Origin of the sequence: Curtobacterium sp. PhB115 (assembly GCF_003752025.1) — a bacterium.
Taxonomy (GTDB): Bacteria; Actinomycetota; Actinomycetes; order Actinomycetales; family Microbacteriaceae; genus Curtobacterium.
Window position 1 is genome coordinate 179,201 of sequence record NZ_RJKR01000007.1, and the last position, 15,519, is coordinate 194,719.

At 71.0% G+C, this 15,519-nt stretch carries 12 protein-coding genes; 7 read left to right on the forward strand and 5 right to left on the reverse strand.

Going from position 1 to position 15,519, the window contains the following annotated elements; genetic code table 11:
- Nucleotides 1-103: 103 nt before the first annotated feature.
- From tatC to EDF19_RS10350, 4 genes are all read left to right on the forward strand, one after another.
- Entirely contained in the window at nt 104-856 is a 753-nt protein-coding gene (tatC, locus tag EDF19_RS10335) for a twin-arginine translocase subunit TatC (protein ID WP_123681006.1), read from the forward strand.
- Nucleotides 853-3,297, forward strand: a complete 2,445-nt coding sequence (locus tag EDF19_RS10340) for an RNA helicase (RefSeq protein ID WP_123680809.1) — start codon at nt 853-855, stop codon at nt 3,295-3,297. The genes tatC and EDF19_RS10340 overlap by 4 nt, the downstream gene beginning before the upstream one ends.
- A 32-nt stretch (nt 3,298-3,329) precedes the next feature.
- Entirely contained in the window at nt 3,330-4,901 is a 1,572-nt protein-coding gene (lnt, locus tag EDF19_RS10345; protein ID WP_123681007.1) for an apolipoprotein N-acyltransferase, read from the forward strand.
- A 109-nt stretch (nt 4,902-5,010) separates the two neighbouring features.
- The gene (locus EDF19_RS10350) at nt 5,011-5,361 is read left to right on the forward strand and encodes an RNA polymerase-binding protein RbpA (protein WP_071297044.1); all 351 of its coding nucleotides are present in this window, start codon (nt 5,011-5,013) and stop codon (nt 5,359-5,361) included.
- A gap of 81 nt (nt 5,362-5,442) precedes the next feature.
- Here the strand turns inward: EDF19_RS10350 and EDF19_RS10355 are convergent, their stop codons facing one another.
- Together EDF19_RS10355 and EDF19_RS10360 are read right to left on the reverse strand one after the other, a co-directional pair.
- Complete coding sequence (locus tag EDF19_RS10355; protein WP_123680810.1) at nt 5,443-6,672, reverse strand: SPFH domain-containing protein; 1,230 nt, start codon at nt 6,670-6,672, stop codon at nt 5,443-5,445.
- Entirely contained in the window at nt 6,669-7,142 is a 474-nt protein-coding gene (locus EDF19_RS10360; RefSeq protein WP_260217087.1) for an NfeD family protein, read from the reverse strand. Before EDF19_RS10360 ends, EDF19_RS10355 begins: the two co-directional genes overlap by 4 nt.
- A 154-nt stretch (nt 7,143-7,296) precedes the next feature.
- Here EDF19_RS10360 and EDF19_RS10365 point away from each other — a divergent pair, with 154 nt between their 5' ends.
- From EDF19_RS10365 to EDF19_RS10375, 3 genes are read left to right on the forward strand one after another with little or no spacing between them, the layout of a single operon-like run.
- The gene (locus tag EDF19_RS10365; RefSeq protein ID WP_123680811.1) at nt 7,297-8,058 is read left to right on the forward strand and encodes an SDR family oxidoreductase; all 762 of its coding nucleotides are present in this window, start codon (nt 7,297-7,299) and stop codon (nt 8,056-8,058) included.
- Nucleotides 8,059-8,068: 10 nt separating this feature from the next.
- Entirely contained in the window at nt 8,069-8,521 is a 453-nt protein-coding gene (locus EDF19_RS10370) for an NUDIX hydrolase (protein WP_123680812.1), read from the forward strand.
- Nucleotides 8,522-8,564: 43 nt separating this feature from the next.
- The gene (locus EDF19_RS10375; protein ID WP_123681009.1) at nt 8,565-10,967 is read left to right on the forward strand and encodes an excinuclease ABC subunit UvrA; all 2,403 of its coding nucleotides are present in this window, start codon (nt 8,565-8,567) and stop codon (nt 10,965-10,967) included.
- On the opposite strand, the gene EDF19_RS10380 is transcribed toward EDF19_RS10375, so the two are convergent.
- From EDF19_RS10380 to alr, 3 genes are read right to left on the reverse strand one after another with little or no spacing between them, the layout of a single operon-like run.
- The gene (locus EDF19_RS10380) at nt 10,952-13,117 is read right to left on the reverse strand and encodes a CapA family protein (RefSeq protein ID WP_123680813.1); all 2,166 of its coding nucleotides are present in this window, start codon (nt 13,115-13,117) and stop codon (nt 10,952-10,954) included. The genes EDF19_RS10375 and EDF19_RS10380 overlap by 16 nt on opposite strands.
- Nucleotides 13,114-14,313, reverse strand: a complete 1,200-nt coding sequence (locus EDF19_RS10385) for an ATP-grasp domain-containing protein (protein WP_123680814.1) — start codon at nt 14,311-14,313, stop codon at nt 13,114-13,116. Before EDF19_RS10385 ends, EDF19_RS10380 begins: the two co-directional genes overlap by 4 nt.
- Entirely contained in the window at nt 14,306-15,442 is a 1,137-nt protein-coding gene (alr, locus tag EDF19_RS10390) for an alanine racemase (RefSeq protein WP_123680815.1), read from the reverse strand. Before alr ends, EDF19_RS10385 begins: the two co-directional genes overlap by 8 nt.
- Nucleotides 15,443-15,519: the final 77 nt, after the last annotated feature.

Genomic DNA, 15,519 nt, shown 5'->3' on the forward strand with positions numbered 1-15,519 from the left:
GAACTGTCGGTGCCGACCCCGTAAGATCGACGTCATGGCTTCGACGACCGCGCGCGGGCGAGCGAAGCGGCAAGGGCGCCAGAAGACCGACGCCGAAGGCCGCATGTCGCTCGGACAGCACCTCATCGAGCTGCGCAACCGCCTGTTCCGCGCAGTGATCGCCGTGGCCATCGCCGCGGTGGGTGGATGGTTCCTGACCCCGTTCGTCCTCGACTCGCTCCGGGCGCCGGTGGCCGAACTCGCGAAGGTCGGTGGGCACACCGCCGAACTGAACTTCCCGATGATCACGGGCGCGTTCGACCTGAAGCTGCAGATCGCGATCACGATCGGCATCGTCATCTCCAGCCCGGTCTGGCTCTACCAGATCTGGGCCTTCATCGTGCCGGCCCTCGTCCGGCGCGAGAAGCAGTACGTCTGGGGCTTCCTCGGCACCGCGATCCCGCTGTTCTTCGCCGGGTGCTACTTCGGGTGGTACATCCTGCCGCACGTGGTCGGCATCCTCGGCAGCTTCGTGTCCAGCCAGGACACCTCGATCGTCGATGCGAAGGCCTACTACGACTTCGTCATCAAGCTCATCGTCGCGGTCGGCATCGCGTTCGTCCTGCCGGTGTTCATCGTGCTGCTGAACTTCGTCGGGGTGCTGTCGGCGTCCGCGATCATCAAGTCCTGGCGCATCGCGATCCTCTGCATCCTGGTGTTCTGCGCCATCGTCACGCCGAGCGCCGACGTCATCTCGATGTTCCTGCTCGCCGTCCCGATGATCGTGCTCTACATCGCCGCCTGCTTCGTGGCGTGGCTGCACGACCGCCGGGTGGCCAAGCGCCAGGCCAAGCTCGACGAAGAGTACGGCCTGTGACGCCCTCCGGCCTCAGCGCGGCCGAGCGGTTCGCCGCGGCCAAGGTCCGGAACCGCTCCCGCAACCTGGAGCTCTTCCGCGCCGACCTGCGCTTCGACCTCGACCCGTTCCAGTTCGCCGCCTGCGACGCGCTCGACCAGGGCCGCAGCGTGCTCGTCGCCGCGCCGACCGGTGCGGGCAAGACGATCGTCGCGGAGTTCGCCATCTGGCTGGCGATGCGCCAGCCGACCGCGAAGGTCTTCTACACGACCCCGATGAAGGCGCTGAGTAACCAGAAGTACGCCGAGCTCGTCGACGTCTACGGCGAGTCCGAGGTCGGCCTGCTCACCGGCGACACGAACGTCAACCCGCGCGCCCGCGTCGTCGTGATGACGACCGAGGTCCTGCGGAACATGATCTACGCGGACTCCGACCTGCTCGACGACCTCGCCTGGGTCGTCCTCGACGAGGTCCACTACCTGGCCGACCGGTTCCGCGGCGCCGTGTGGGAAGAAGTGATCCTGCACCTGCCGACCGAGGTCCGGCTGGTCTCGCTCAGCGCGACGGTGTCCAACGCGGAGGAGTTCGGCGACTGGCTGCAGACGGTCCGCGGCGACACCGACGTCATCGTGTCCGAAGACCGTCCGGTCCCGCTCGAGCAGCACGTGCTGGTCGGGTCGAAGATGGTCGACCTGTTCGACTCCAGCGGTGCGGCGGCGACGAACCGTGTCAACCCGGAGCTCCTCCGACTGGTCGGTGGTGGTTCCCGCAGTGAGCGGAACGGCGGGGGACACCGTGGTCGTCGCGGGCGTGGCGGCTACCCGGAGCGTCGCGGTCCGCGCACCGAGAAGCTGCACCGTGAGCGCATCGCGCACATGCTCGACGAGCGCATGCTCCTGCCCGCGATCTTCTTCGTGTTCAGCCGCAACGGCTGCGACCAGGGCGTCCGGAACGTGGTGCGTTCCGGCCTGTCCCTGACGACCGTGCAGGAGCGCAACGAGATCCGCGAGACGGCGGAGTACCACTGCCGCACCCTCCTCGACGAGGACCTCGCGGTCCTCGGCTACTGGGAGTGGCTCGAGGGGCTCGAGCGCGGCGTCGCGGCACACCACGCCGGGCTGCTGCCGGCGTTCAAGGAAGTGGTCGAGAACCTCTTCCAGCGCAAGCTCCTCAAGGTGGTCTTCGCCACCGAGACCCTCGCGCTCGGTGTGAACATGCCGGCCCGCACGGTGGTGCTCGAGAAGCTCGAGAAGTTCAACGGCGAGGCCCGCGTCCCCATCACGCCGGGGGAGTACACGCAGCTCACCGGCCGCGCCGGACGCCGGGGCATCGACGTCGAGGGGCACTCGGTCATCCAGTGGACCGACGGCCTCGACCCGCAGGCCGTCGCCTCGCTGGCCAGCCGTCGCACGTACCCCTTGAACTCCTCGTTCAAGCCGACGTACAACATGGCGGTCAACCTCATCGACCAGTTCGGCCGGCAGCGCACGCGCGAGGTGCTCGAGACGTCGTTCGCGCAGTTCCAGGCCGACCGGTCCGTCGTCGACCTGGCTCGCAAGGTCCGGTCGCAGCAGGAGTCCCTCGACGGCTACCGCGAGGCGATGCAGTGCCACCTCGGCGACTTCACCGAGTACTCGGCGCTCCGCCGTGAGCTCTCCGACCTCGAGCGGACGAACGTCCCCGGTGGTCGCGAGGCCTCGCACGGCGCCCGGCAGGAACGCCAGGCAGCCATCACCGCCGTCCGCCGACAGCTGCAGCGGCACCCCTGCCACGCCTGCCCCGACCGCGAGGCGCACGCCCGCTGGTCCGAGCGCTGGTGGAAGCTCAAGCGCGTCAACGACAAGCTCCTGCAGCAGATCCGCTCCCGGACGGGCGCCGTCGCGACGACGTTCGACCGCGTCACGGACGTGCTGCTCCAGCTCGGCTACCTGGTCGACTCCGGCAACGGCGAGGCCACCGTCGCGGCCGGCGGTCGACGCCTGCAGCGCATCTACGGCGACCGCGACCTGCTCGTCGCCGAGTGCCTCGAAGCCGGGGTCTGGAAGGACCTCACGCCGGCGCAGCTCGCCGCGATGGCCGCCACGATCATCTACCAGCCCCGTCGCGAGGACGCTCCCGGCACCGAGCACGCCCTGCCGCGCGGAGCGTTCCGGCCGGCCCTCGACGAGACCCTGACGATCTGGTCGCGGCTCGACGACATCGAGCGCGACGCCCGACTCGCCGGGTCGCAGCCGCCGACGCCGGCGATGGCCGTCGGCATGTTCCGCTGGGCCTCCGGTTCGGCGCTCGACGACGTCCTGCGCACCCTCGACCTGCCTGCCGGCGACTTCGTGCGCTGGTCGAAGCAGGTCATCGACCTCCTCGACCAGATCCGGAACGCCGGCGACGACGAACTCGCCCAGACCGCCCGACGCGCGACCGACGCGGTGCGCCGCGGCATCGTCGCGTACGCGGCCGTCTGACGGGAGGCACGGTGCGGGTCCCGGAGAGCGGTGTGCGTCGACGACGTCCCGGCGTCGGCCGCGGTGCGGTCGCGGACGGCCCGTTCGCAGCACTGCCGCTCGGCACGGCGCTGCCCCTGGCCGTCATCGGCGGCGTGCTCTTCGCGCTCTCGTTCCCGTCGCCCGGCTGGTGGTTCCTCGCCTACCCCGCGCTCGCCTGCATGCTGCTCGCCGCGATGGGGCAGCGCGCGCGGCGTGCCGCGTGGCTCGGCTACGTGGCCGGCGCAGCGTTCTGGATCCCGGCGATCTCGTGGGCCGGTCGCTACCTGGGGCCGGTCCCGTGGTTCGCACTCGCGTTGTTCGAAGCCGTGTTCTTCGCCCTCGGCAGCGTGGCGATCGCCCTCGCGTACCGCTGGGTCGCCCGGGTCCTGCCGTCGACCGCCGGACGCGTGTGGGGCCTCCCGGCCGTCGTCGCCGCACTGTGGACCGGACGCGAGTGGTTCTCGGGGAGCTGGCCCTACGGGGGCTTCGCCTGGGGGCGGGTGGGCCTCTCGCAGTCGCAGGGGCCGTTCACGCACCTCGCCGCGTACGTCGGGGTCCTCGGGGTGACCTTCGTCGTCGTCTACTGCGTCGCCGTCGTGGTGTCGCTCGCGCTCGTGACGCCGCGCGCGCCCGGCGTGACGCTCCGGCTGCCGGTGCGTGTGGCGACGGCGGGGCTCCTCGTCGCGGCGGTCCTCGCCGTCCCGGCCTGGCCGACCGCGACCGACGGCACGATCCGGGTGGAGTCGGTGCAGGGCAACGGCCCCGCCGGGTACTTCGACGGCGCCTCGCCGGGCGAGGTCCTCGCTGCACAGGTCGCCGCCACCGACGTCGAGGCGAAGGGCGTCGACCTCGTGGTGTGGCCGGAGGGGTCCGCCGAGTACGACCCGCGGCAGCAGCCCGTCGTCGCGGAGTCGCTCGACTCGGTCGTCGAGTCGCTCGGCGCACCGATCGTCGGGGGTGCCATCACGCAGACCGCGTCGGGCGTGCTCCACAACACCTCGTTCGTCTGGACCGCCGACGGTTGGCAGGCGTCCTACGACAAGAAGCGGCCCGTCCCGTTCGGCGAGTACGTGCCGGACCGGTGGTTCTTCTCGAAGCTCGCGCCGTCGCTGATCGGCCTGCTGCAGCGCGACTACACGCCCGGCACGAAGCCCAACGTGCTCCCCGTCGCGGGCATCCGGGCGGGCGTCGCGATCTGCTTCGACATCGTCGACGACGGACTGACCACCGACATGGTGCGCGGGGGAGCGCAGGTGATCCTCGCGCAGACGAACAACGCCGACTTCTCCGGCACCGACGAGAACCTGCAGCAGCTCGAGATCGCGCGGATGCGGGCCATCGAGACCGGCCGTTCACTCGTGAACATCTCCACGGTCGGGGCGTCGCAGGTCATCGACCCCGCCGGGCGGACGATCGACCGGGTGCCCGAGTACACCGCGACCTCGATGGTGACCGACGTCCCGCTCGGCACCTCGACCACTCCGGCATCGCTCGTGTCCGGGTCGGTCGCACTCCTGCTCTCGCTCGGTGGGCTCCTCGTGCTCCTCGCCTGTGCACCCTGGGGGCGTCGGAACCGCTCCTGATCGACTCGCCGCGCCCAGCCACTGGGAACGGACTGTGAATGCGCCGGTACGGGATTGATGGGGCGTGGGACAGTGTTGTGGAGGGCAGACGAGCGAGAGGAGCACACACATGGCTGATCGGAGTCTCCGCGGCATGCGGCTCGGGAGTCAGAGCCTCCAGAGCGAAGAGGGCGTCGAGCTCTCGGACCGCAAGCGCGCGGTCTACCAGACCGAATCGGGTGAGACGTTCGACATCGTCTTCTCCGCCGACGCCGACGTTCCCCAGACCTGGTCGGAGCCCCGCTCCGGGCGAGAGGGCCGGTTGCTCGGCGACGACGGCATCCCTGTCGAGGTCGCTGCTGAGGACGTCAAGGCACCCCGTACCCACTGGGACATGCTGCTCGAGCGTCGTTCGCGCGAAGAGCTCGAGGAGCTGCTCGAGGAGCGTCTCCAGTTCCTCCGCGCACGACGCGGAGCCTGACCCACCGCAGACACGAACGACGATGCCCGCCCCGGTTCTCCGGGGCGGGCATCGTCGTTCGTGCGTCGGCGCCGAGGTCGGTCAGCGGCGACCCGAGCCGTCGCTGGTCCGGTGCCCGGAGGCGTCGTCTCCCGGCGTTGCCGTGTCGGCGCCCGTCGTCGTCGCGTCGTCGACCTGCTGGGCCGTCGCTTCGTCCGCTGCGGCGAGGTGCGCGTCGACGCTGCGGTTCGACTCGGCGAGACGCTGGTCGAGCTCCGACTCGGGGACGATGTCCGCCGCGGTGGCGTCCGGCCGCGGCATGGCGGCGTCGGCGGTCGCTGCGGCCGAGGTGTTCGCCAGGCTCTCGTTCGCGAGCTTCGAGATGCGGGACAGGAAGTCCGTGCCGCCGGCAGCGCCGCCGACCGGGCCCGAACCCCCACCACGGCTCGCGCTGAAGCCCTTCGCGATGCCGGACAGCGCCTCGGTGAACTCGCTCGGGATCATCCAGAGCTTGTTCGCGGTGCCCTCGGCGATCTTCGGCAGCGTCTGCAGGTACTGGTAGGACAGCAGCTTCTCGTCGGGGTCGCCGGTGTGGATCGCCTCGAACACGGTGGCGATGGCCTGGGCCTCACCCTCGGCACGGAGGACCTGCGCCTTCGCGTCACCCTCGGCCGCGAGGATGGCGGCCTGTCGCTGGCCCTCTGCCTCGAGGATCTGGGACTGCTTCGTACCCTCGGCCTGCAGGATCGCGGCACGACGGCTCCGCTCGGCACGCAGCTGCTGCTCCATGGCGTCCTGGATGGACACGGGCGGCTCGATGGCCTTCAGCTCGACGCGACCGACGCGGATGCCCCACTTGCCGGTGGCCTCGTCGAGCACCACACGGAGCTGGCCGTTGATGTTGTCGCGGCTGGTCAGGGCCTCTTCGAGGTTCAGGCCACCGACCACGTTGCGGAGCGTGGTGGTCGTGAGCTGCTCGACGGCTCCGAGGTAGTTCGCGATCTCGTACGTCGCCGCACGGGCGTCGGTCACCTGGAAGTAGACGACCGTGTCGATCGAGACCACCAGGTTGTCCTCGGTGATCACGGGCTGCGGCGGGAACGAGACGACCTGCTCACGCATGTCGAGCAGTGGCCGGAGCCGGTCGATGAACGGCACGAGCAGGTTCAGGCCCGGGCTGAGGGTCTTGTGGTACTTGCCGAGTCGTTCGACGATGCCCGCTGTGGCCTGCGGGACGATCCGGATCGCCTTGGCGAGGACGACGATCACGAAGATGACGACGACGAGGATGAGCACGAGCAGTGCAATCGTCCCCGTGGAGATGCTGGTCACTTGGTGGCCCTTTCTGCGAGGCGCACGACCGCGGTCGACCCCTCGATCGACTCGACGACCACGGGGGTGCCGAGTGGCGGTGTGCGGTCAGTGGTACCGATGGCGAACCTGGCGCTCCAGGTCTCACCGTTGGCCAGGCGGACCTGGCCGGGAGCCGAGGAGGTGAAGGCGACGGCGACGGTGCCGGGGAGCCCGATGAGTCCCTCGATGTTGGTGCGGTGCGGGTCGGCGCCTCGGCCGAGCATGAGCAGCAGGCGCGGTCGTACGAGCGACAGCAGCACGAGCGCGAGGACGGCGGAGATGATGGCGGACAGCCACCACGGGGCGCCGAGCAGTGCGGCGATCAACCCGCCGGCGGCTCCGGCCGCGAGCATGATGAAGATGAAGTCGAGGGTGAAGATCTCGACCACTCCCAGCAGCAACACCAGACCGATCCAGACGATGGTCTGGATCCAATCGATTCCGTTCACGCGATCTCCCTCCCTCGGTCGCGCGCCGTGGCTCGCAGCGTCGCGACGGCCGGTACAACTCCGTTCAACATATCAGGCGGGTCCGACGGTCGTGCAGGCGATTGGTAGGCTCGGTGCGGCCGACCGGCCGGACCCCGAACTGGAGAACACGACTGTGACGAACCCCCTCGCCCCCGGATCCCTCACCGACACGCGCGCCGTCGTCACCGGCTCGTCCCGCGGCATCGGCGCCGACACCGTCGGGTACCTGGCCGAGGCCGGCGCGAAGGTCGTCGTGAACTACCGCAACAAGGCCAAGCGTGCCGAGCAGATCGCCGACAAGATCGTCGAGGCCGGCGGTTCCGCCATCGCCGTGGGTGCCGACCTCACCGACCACGAGTCCGTGCAGTCCCTCGTCGACACCGTCGTCGCGACCTGGGGCGGGATCGACCTCCTCGTGCTGAACGCCTCGGGCGGCATGGAGTCGGGTCTCGGCGAGGACTACGCGCTCCGCCTGAACCGCGACGCCCAGGTCGACATGCTGCAGACCGCGGTGCCGCACATGCCCGCCGGGTCCCGCGTCGTCTTCGTGACGAGCCACCAGGCCCACTTCGTCGAGACCGCCGAGACGATGGACGAGTACGTCCCGGTCGCCAAGAGCAAGCGCGCCGGTGAGCTCGCCCTGCGCGAGCTGATCCCGCAGCTCGAGGCAGCCGGCATCGAGTTCGTCGTCGTCTCCGGCGACATGATCGAGGGCACGATCACCGCGACCCTGCTCAACCGCTTGAACCCCGGCGCCATCGAGGGTCGTCGTCAAGAGGTCGGGAAGCTCTACAGCGTGTCCGAGTTCGCGGCCGAGATCGCCCTCGCCGCGATCGAGCCGATCCCGGCCGACCACACCAAGCTCGTCGGCGACGTGAGCGGCTTTGTCGGCTAGCGTCGACCGGGTGACTGCCAAGCCCGGCCTCCGCCGAACCTCCCGGATCATCCTGCTCGACCCCGACGGCCGCGTGTTCCTGATGGACACCAACTCGCCGTCCTCCGACGGTGCGCACCGCTGGATCACCCCGGGTGGCGGCGTCGACCCGGGCGAGGACCACCGGGACGCGGCGATCCGCGAGCTCCGCGAGGAGACCGGCATCGTCATCGACGAGCCCGGGGAACCGGTCTGGTCGTGGGACTTCACGGTCGAGTGGGACCTCGCCGACCACGATCGTGGGCACGCCGAGTTCTACGTCGTCCGCACGCCCGGCTTCGAGCTGTCCGACGCCGAGTGGACCGACGACGAGCGCGTCGACATCCTGGCGTCGCGGTGGTGGACGGCCGACGAGCTCGACGCCACCGACGAACCGTTCGAGCCCGCGGAACTGCCGGATCTCGTGCGGCGCTTCACCGCCTGACGGTTCCTTGTCGGTGTCGGAGCCGACCAGTACGCTGATCGACATGCATACCAGTCCGCCCGACGCCCGCCACGACGACGAGCGCGCCGCTGCGGTGCACGCCGCCGACGGCCACGACCGGATCCGGGTGCGGGGCGCGCGGGCGAACAACCTGCGGGACATCGACGTCGACCTGCCGAAGCGTCGTCTGACGGTCTTCACCGGTGTGTCCGGGTCGGGGAAGAGCTCGCTCGTCTTCGGCACGGTGGCGGCCGAGTCGCAGCGCATGATCAACGAGACGTACAGCGCCTTCGTGCAGGGGTTCATGCCGTCGCTCGCCCGCCCCGACGTCGACCTGCTCGACGGGCTCACGACGGCGATCGTCGTCGACCAGGAGCGCATCGGCGCCGACCCACGGTCGACCGTGGGGACGGCGACCGACGCGAACGCGATGCTCCGCGTGCTCTTCAGCCGGCTCGGCCAGCCGCACGTCGGCGGACCGAACGCGTTCTCGTTCAACCTGGCGACGGTGACCGCCGGCGGAGCGATCACGGTGCAGAAGGGCAAGGACGCCAAGGCCGAGAAGGTCTCGTTCTCCCGACTGGGTGGCATGTGCCCCGACTGCGAGGGGCGCGGATCGGTCAACGACATCGACCTGACGCAGCTGTTCGACGACTCCCGGGCGCTCGGCGACGGTGCGATCACGATCCCTGGGTACGGCACCGACGGCTGGAACGTCCGGATGTACGCCGAGTCCGGGTACTTCGACAAGGACACCCCGATCCGTGACTTCACCGAGCAGGAGCGCGCGGACTTCCTGTACCGCGAGCCCACCAAGCAGAAGATCGCGGGCATCAACATGACGTACGAGGGGCTCGTGCACCGGGTGCGTCGGTCGTTCCTGCAGAAGGACCGCGAGGCGATGCAGCCGCACATCCGCGCGTTCGTCGACCGTGCGGTGACCTTCACCACGTGCCCGGCCTGTGACGGCACCCGGCTGAACGACACCGCGCGGTCGTCGAAGATCGCCGGCAAGAGCATCGCGGACGTCTGCTCGATGCAGATCACCGACGTCACGGCCTGGCTGCGCGGCATCGACGAACCCGGAGTCGGGCCGCTCCTCGACGGGCTGCGGGAACTCCTCGAGTCCTTCGTCGAGATCGGCCTCGGGTACCTCTCGCTCGACCGACCCACCGGCACGCTGTCCGGGGGAGAGGGGCAGCGGGTGAAGATGGTGAAGCACCTCGGGTCGTCCCTCAGCGACGTCACCTACGTCTTCGACGAGCCCAGCACCGGCCTGCACCCGCACGACATCGAGCGGATGAACGGGCTGCTCCTCCGGCTGCGCGACAAGGGCAACACCGTGCTCGTCGTCGAGCACAAGCCCGAGGTCATCGCGATCGCGGACCACGTCGTCGACCTCGGTCCTGGTGCCGGTTCCGGCGGCGGCACCCTCTGTTACCAGGGCCCCGTAGACGGACTGCGGGGGAGCGGGACGATCACCGGGAAGCACCTCGACGACCGTGTGGCCGTGAAGAAGACGGTCAGGCAGTCCTCCGGTGCGATCCCGATCCGCGGCGCCTCCGCGCACAACCTGCACGACGTCGACGTCGACGTGCCGACCGGGGTGCTCACCGTCGTGACCGGGGTCGCGGGATCCGGCAAGAGCACGCTGATCCACGGCTCGCTCGCGGCTCGGGACGACGTCGTCGCCATCGACCAGAGCGGCATCCGCGGGTCCAGGCGGAGCAACCCGGCGACGTACACCGGGTTGCTCGAGCCGATCCGGAAGGCGTTCGCGAAGGCGAACGGCGTGAAGCCCGCGCTGTTCAGTGCCAACTCCGAGGGTGCCTGCCCCGCGTGCAACGGCGCCGGGGTGATCTACACCGACCTCGGGATGATGGCGGGCATCGCGAACCCGTGCGTCGAGTGTGACGGCAAGCGGTTCGACCAGTCCGTGCTCGGGTACCACCTCGGCGGCAAGGACATCAGCCAGGTGCTGGCGATGTCCGTGTCCGAGGCCGAGGCGTTCTTCGCCACCGGCGAGGCGACGATCCCCGCCGCCCACACGATCCTGGCGCGGCTCGCCGACGTCGGCCTCGGCTACCTGACGATCGGGCAGCCGTTGACGACCCTCTCCGGCGGTGAGCGGCAGCGCCTGAAGCTGGCCACGCACCTCGGTGAGCGGGGCGGGATCGTCGTCCTCGACGAGCCGACGACGGGGTTGCACCTGGCAGACGTCGCGCAGCTGCTCGGGTTGCTCGACCGGCTCGTCGACTCGGGCAAGACCGTCGTGGTCATCGAGCACCACCAGGCCGTGATGGCCCACGCCGACTGGGTCATCGACCTGGGCCCCGGCGCGGGGCACGACGGCGGCCGGATCGTGTTCGAGGGGACGCCGGCCGACCTGGTCGCCGCCCGCTCGACCCTGACGGGCCAGCACCTGGCCGACTACGTCCGGGCCTGAGGCGGTGGCGCGAGCACCCCGGCGTCGTCGATGGTCGGTGCGCTCGTCGGGAAGTCCCGCTGTCCGAACCGGTCGACGAGCGCCGCGGCGCGTCCGCTCGGGTCGGGCACCGGTCGGCCGTCCGCGTGCTCGAACGTGACGGACCGCAGTCGTCCGGAGACGAACGAGCCGTCGTGGTCGAGCGTGATGTCGAGGTACACGCCGTACCGGGTGGCCTGTTCGGCGCCGAAGACCCCACCGCCGCCGAAGTTCCCCAGACTGTAGGCGATCAGTTTCCCCGCGTGCCACTCGGTGCCACGGAGACTGTGCGGGCCGTGCCCGAGGACGAGGTCGGCACCGGCGTCGACCGCTGCGTGCGCGAAGGCGCGGACGTTCCCCCGGTCCTCGCCGAAGACGGACTCCGGTTCCCCGGACACCACGTTCGCCTCAGGACCCTCCGCCCCCATGTGCGCATGCACGACGACGACGTCCGCGGTCGCTGCTGCTGCGGCCACGACCTGGCGCACGTGCCGCAGGTCGGTGACCCGGTTCGTCCCGCTGTACGGCGCGAAGCCGATGACGGCGACCCTGGTGCCGCCGATGTCGGTGCAGACGATCTGGTCGCGGGCACCGACGCTGGCGATGCCCTGCTCGGACAGGGCGTCCGCGGTGGCCGCGTAGCCCTCCGGCCCGTGGTCGCCGGTGTGGTTGTTCGCGAGGTTCATGAGGTCGAACCCCTCGAGGTACTGCGCCGCGTCCCGCTCGCTGCGGAACGAGAGGCAGTCCGCGCGGTCCCCGCACTTGTCGAACCCGGTGTCGTCGGCGATGACCTGTTCGAGGTTGCCGGTGACGAGGTCCTGGGTGAACCACGACCGGACGGCATCGAAGTGACCGGCGCCGCCGTCCACAGGGACCCGGTGCCCGACGTCGTGGAGCAGGACGTCGCCGACACCGCCGATCGAGACCCGGCCAGGCGTCGTGGCTGCGGTCGTCCTGACGTCGTCGGCACACCCGGGGACGGCGGTGGCGCGGGCACCGGCGACGGTGCACGCGGCGAGGAGCGCGACGGCGAGCGTGAGGCGCCACGGGGCTCGCAACCGCCGTCGCATCGTCGGGCCAGGAGCGGTGCTCGTGCGCCGAGCTGGAAGGTCGAACAACCACCGCGCGCCGTCCCGGTCGGCGAGCCGTGCGAGGAGCAGGCACACGGCAACGAGTACGGCGGTGAGCACCACCGGCCACGCGACCGCGGCGACCAGTTGGACGGCGGGCCGCGCATCCGACAGCCAACCGGTCGCGACGGCGTCGACGACGGCGAGCAGCGGCATGTGCAGGAGGTACACGGGCAGGCTCCGTCGGCCGAGTCGGACGAGTGCCGGCCCGATCACCCGCAGCCTGGCCGTCGACGGTGCCGCGGACAGCCCGGCCGCCGTCCCCAGCAGCGCGACCGCCGGCCAGACGCCGGGGACCTGTTGTGTCCCGGAGAGGCGCATCGCGGCGAATGCCGCGCCGTACGCCGCCACGAGGCCGAGGACGACCGGCAGGGTCACGCGGGGGAGCAGCCGGCGGATCTGGGGTGCCAGGTGGACGCCGAGCAGGAAGAACGTGCCGTCGGCGAGCAGCGAGCCCCGGTTGCCCACGATCGCGGTCGCCCCCGCCGAGACGGCCACCGTCAGCACGGCGGCGGCGCCGATCACCAACCATGGGGACACGCGTCGGAGGACCTTCGCGACGACGAACCACAGCGCGAGCGCGTACAGGTACCACGTGTCCGGTGGACTGATCGTGACGGCCTCGACGAACTCGGTGACGGTGCGGGGCACCAGGGTGGGGAAGTCCGGGAACGCTCGCATCGCCACGGCGTGGATCAGCGACCAGAGCAGGTACAGGTACAGGAACCGCAGGACCTTCGGGCGGAGGACGGCCGCCCACGGACGCGCGACGGCGGCGGAGGCGTAGAACCCGGAGACCAGCAGGAAGAGCGGCATGAGGAACGGCCAGACGACGTCGCCGAGGAGTCCCCAGGCACCCGGGACCGGGACACCGAGGCGCCAGTCGACCTGCAGGTACTGCTTCATCAGGACGTGCCAGAACACGACCAGGACGATGAGGATCCCCTTCGCGGCGTCACCCCAGCCGTCCCGCGTCGGGCTCGGAGCAGGCGCGGCGGTCATGCTCCGGCCAGGGGGTGTGCCGACCCGAGAGCCGCCTCGATGAGTTCGCCGACGAGCTCGACGTACGGCAGCCCGGTCGCGGCGAACATCCGCGGGACCTGGGACTGCTCGGTGAACCCAGGTGAGGTGTTCACCTCGTTGAGCACCACGCCGTCCGCCGTCACGAAGAAGTCGAAGCGGGCGACCCCGGAGCACCCGAGGGTCTCGTAGAGCGCGTGTGCCGCTCGTTCGAGTTCCCCGACCCGTGCTGGCTCGAGCTGGGCGGGCACGGTGAAGCGGGCGGAGCCGTCGTACTTCTGCTCACGGTCGAACAGCCCGCCGGCCGCGACGCCGATCTCGAGCGTCGCGCCGGACCGGAGCGCCCCGGTCCGGTCACGGAACACGGCGATGTCGACCTCTCGTCCGCTGACGAACGCCTCGGCGAGCACGTCGTCGCCGGCGGCGCGGGCGTGCGCGACCGCGGGGGCGTACTCGCCCGGCGACCGGACCACCGTCACGCCGTTGCTCGACCCGCCGGTGGTCGGCTTCACCACGAACGGCGGAGCGAACGGGAGCGCGGACGGCGGCGCGGACGGCAGCGCGGGCAGGCTCGCCGAGTCGCCACCGGCCCGCAGCAGCACCGAGGGTGCGGTCCGGATCCCGATCGCCTCCGCCACCGTCTTCGCGACCCACTTGTCCATCCCGAGCGCACCGGCCCGGACCGGCGACCCGACGACCGGCACCCCGATCATCGTGAGGAGTCCCGCCGCCGCGCCGTCCTCACCGGCGATCCCGTGCAGCGCCACGAACGCGGCGTCACAGGACGTCAGCCGAGCGACCGCCTCGGCAGGGGAGAGCGACCGAGCACCAGTACCGCCCGACGCCGCCCCGCCCGACCCCGCCCCGCCCGACGCCGCCCCGCCCGACGCCGCGCCGCCTGGCACAGCACCGCCCACTGCGGCGTCGTGCCACCGCCCCGCCCGGTCGATCGTCAGCGGCACCGCTTCGAGCCCGAGCGCCCGGACCGCTCGGGTCACCGCAGCCGCCGATGCGAGCGACACCTCGTGCTCGTCGTTCGCGCCCCCGCCGAGCACCGCGACCCGGAGTGGACGAGCGAGCGGACGAGCGAGCGGACCAACGAGCGGACGAGTGAGTGGGGGCGCGAGCGGCCGAGCGCCAGGCAGGGGGAACGGGCTCGTGTCGTCGTGGTCAGGCATGTGCAGGCTCCTCAGCGTGGGTGGTGGTCCGGTGGACCCGGGCGACCCTGGTCCCGATCCGGGTGACGATCTCGTGCGCGATGGTGTCCGCCCACCCCGCCCAGTCGGTGACGGTCGGTGCCCCGTCGTCACTGCAGCCGAACAGGGTCGCGGTCTCGCCGGGGTGCAGCAGGTCGTCGCCCGTGTCGACGACGACCATGTCCATCGAGAACCGGCCGACCAGTGGACGACGTCGACCGCGCACCAGGACCTCGGCCCGTCCGGACGCGGCTCGGGGGAGTCCGTCCCCGTACCCCACGGGCAGGAGTGCGAGGTTCGTCCGACGGTCGGCGACGTGGGTCTGTCCGTACCCGACGCCGGTACCGGGGGTGATCGATCGCGCTCCCACCACCGGTGCCGTCAGTGACAGGGTCGGCCGGAGGTCGGAGGAGGTGCCGGACGGGTCGATCCCGAAGAGTCCGGCACCGATGCGGTGGACGTCGAACCCGCTCCCGACCCCGGTCAGCGTCGCCGCGGTGGCCGCCAGGTGTGTCACGAACCCGGAGAGTCCTCGTCGGCGTGCGGTCCGGACGGCGTTGGCGAAGAGGAGTCGCTCCCGGGTGTTCTGCGGGTCGTCGGGGCGGTCGGCGCAGGACATGTGGCCCATCACCCCGACGACGCGGACGGTGCCGCGATCTCCGAGCAGCCCAGCGGCGGAGCACAGCGCCGACCACGATTCGGGTGCGGCCCCGTCCCGCGCCATGCCGACGTCGGCGTGCAGGTGCACCCGTGCGCGTCGGCCGGTCCGGAGCGCTGCGCGGCTCACCGCGTTCAACAGCTCGGGGCTGTTGACGGCCAGGTCGACGTCCGCGCGGAGTGCCGCCTCGAAGTCGCCGTCCACCGGGTTGAGCCAGCTGAGGACCGGCACGTCGGCGCCGCCGGCCCGCACGGCGAGTGCCTCGTCGACGGTCGTGACGCCGATGGAGGTCGCGCCGGCCTCGACGACGGACCGCGCCATCGAGCCGTGCCCGAAACCGTCGGCCTTGAGGACCGCCATCAGTCGCCCTCCGGTCCGAGCGGCGAAGAAGGCGGTGTTCGCGCGGACCGCGTCGTCGTGGACGACGAGCAGGGGACCGGAACCGATATGCATGATGTCAGTGTTGCGCGCCTCGGGCTCGTCGTCTTCGGCCTGCAGGACGAGGTGCGCCCGGCGCAGGACGGAAAGAA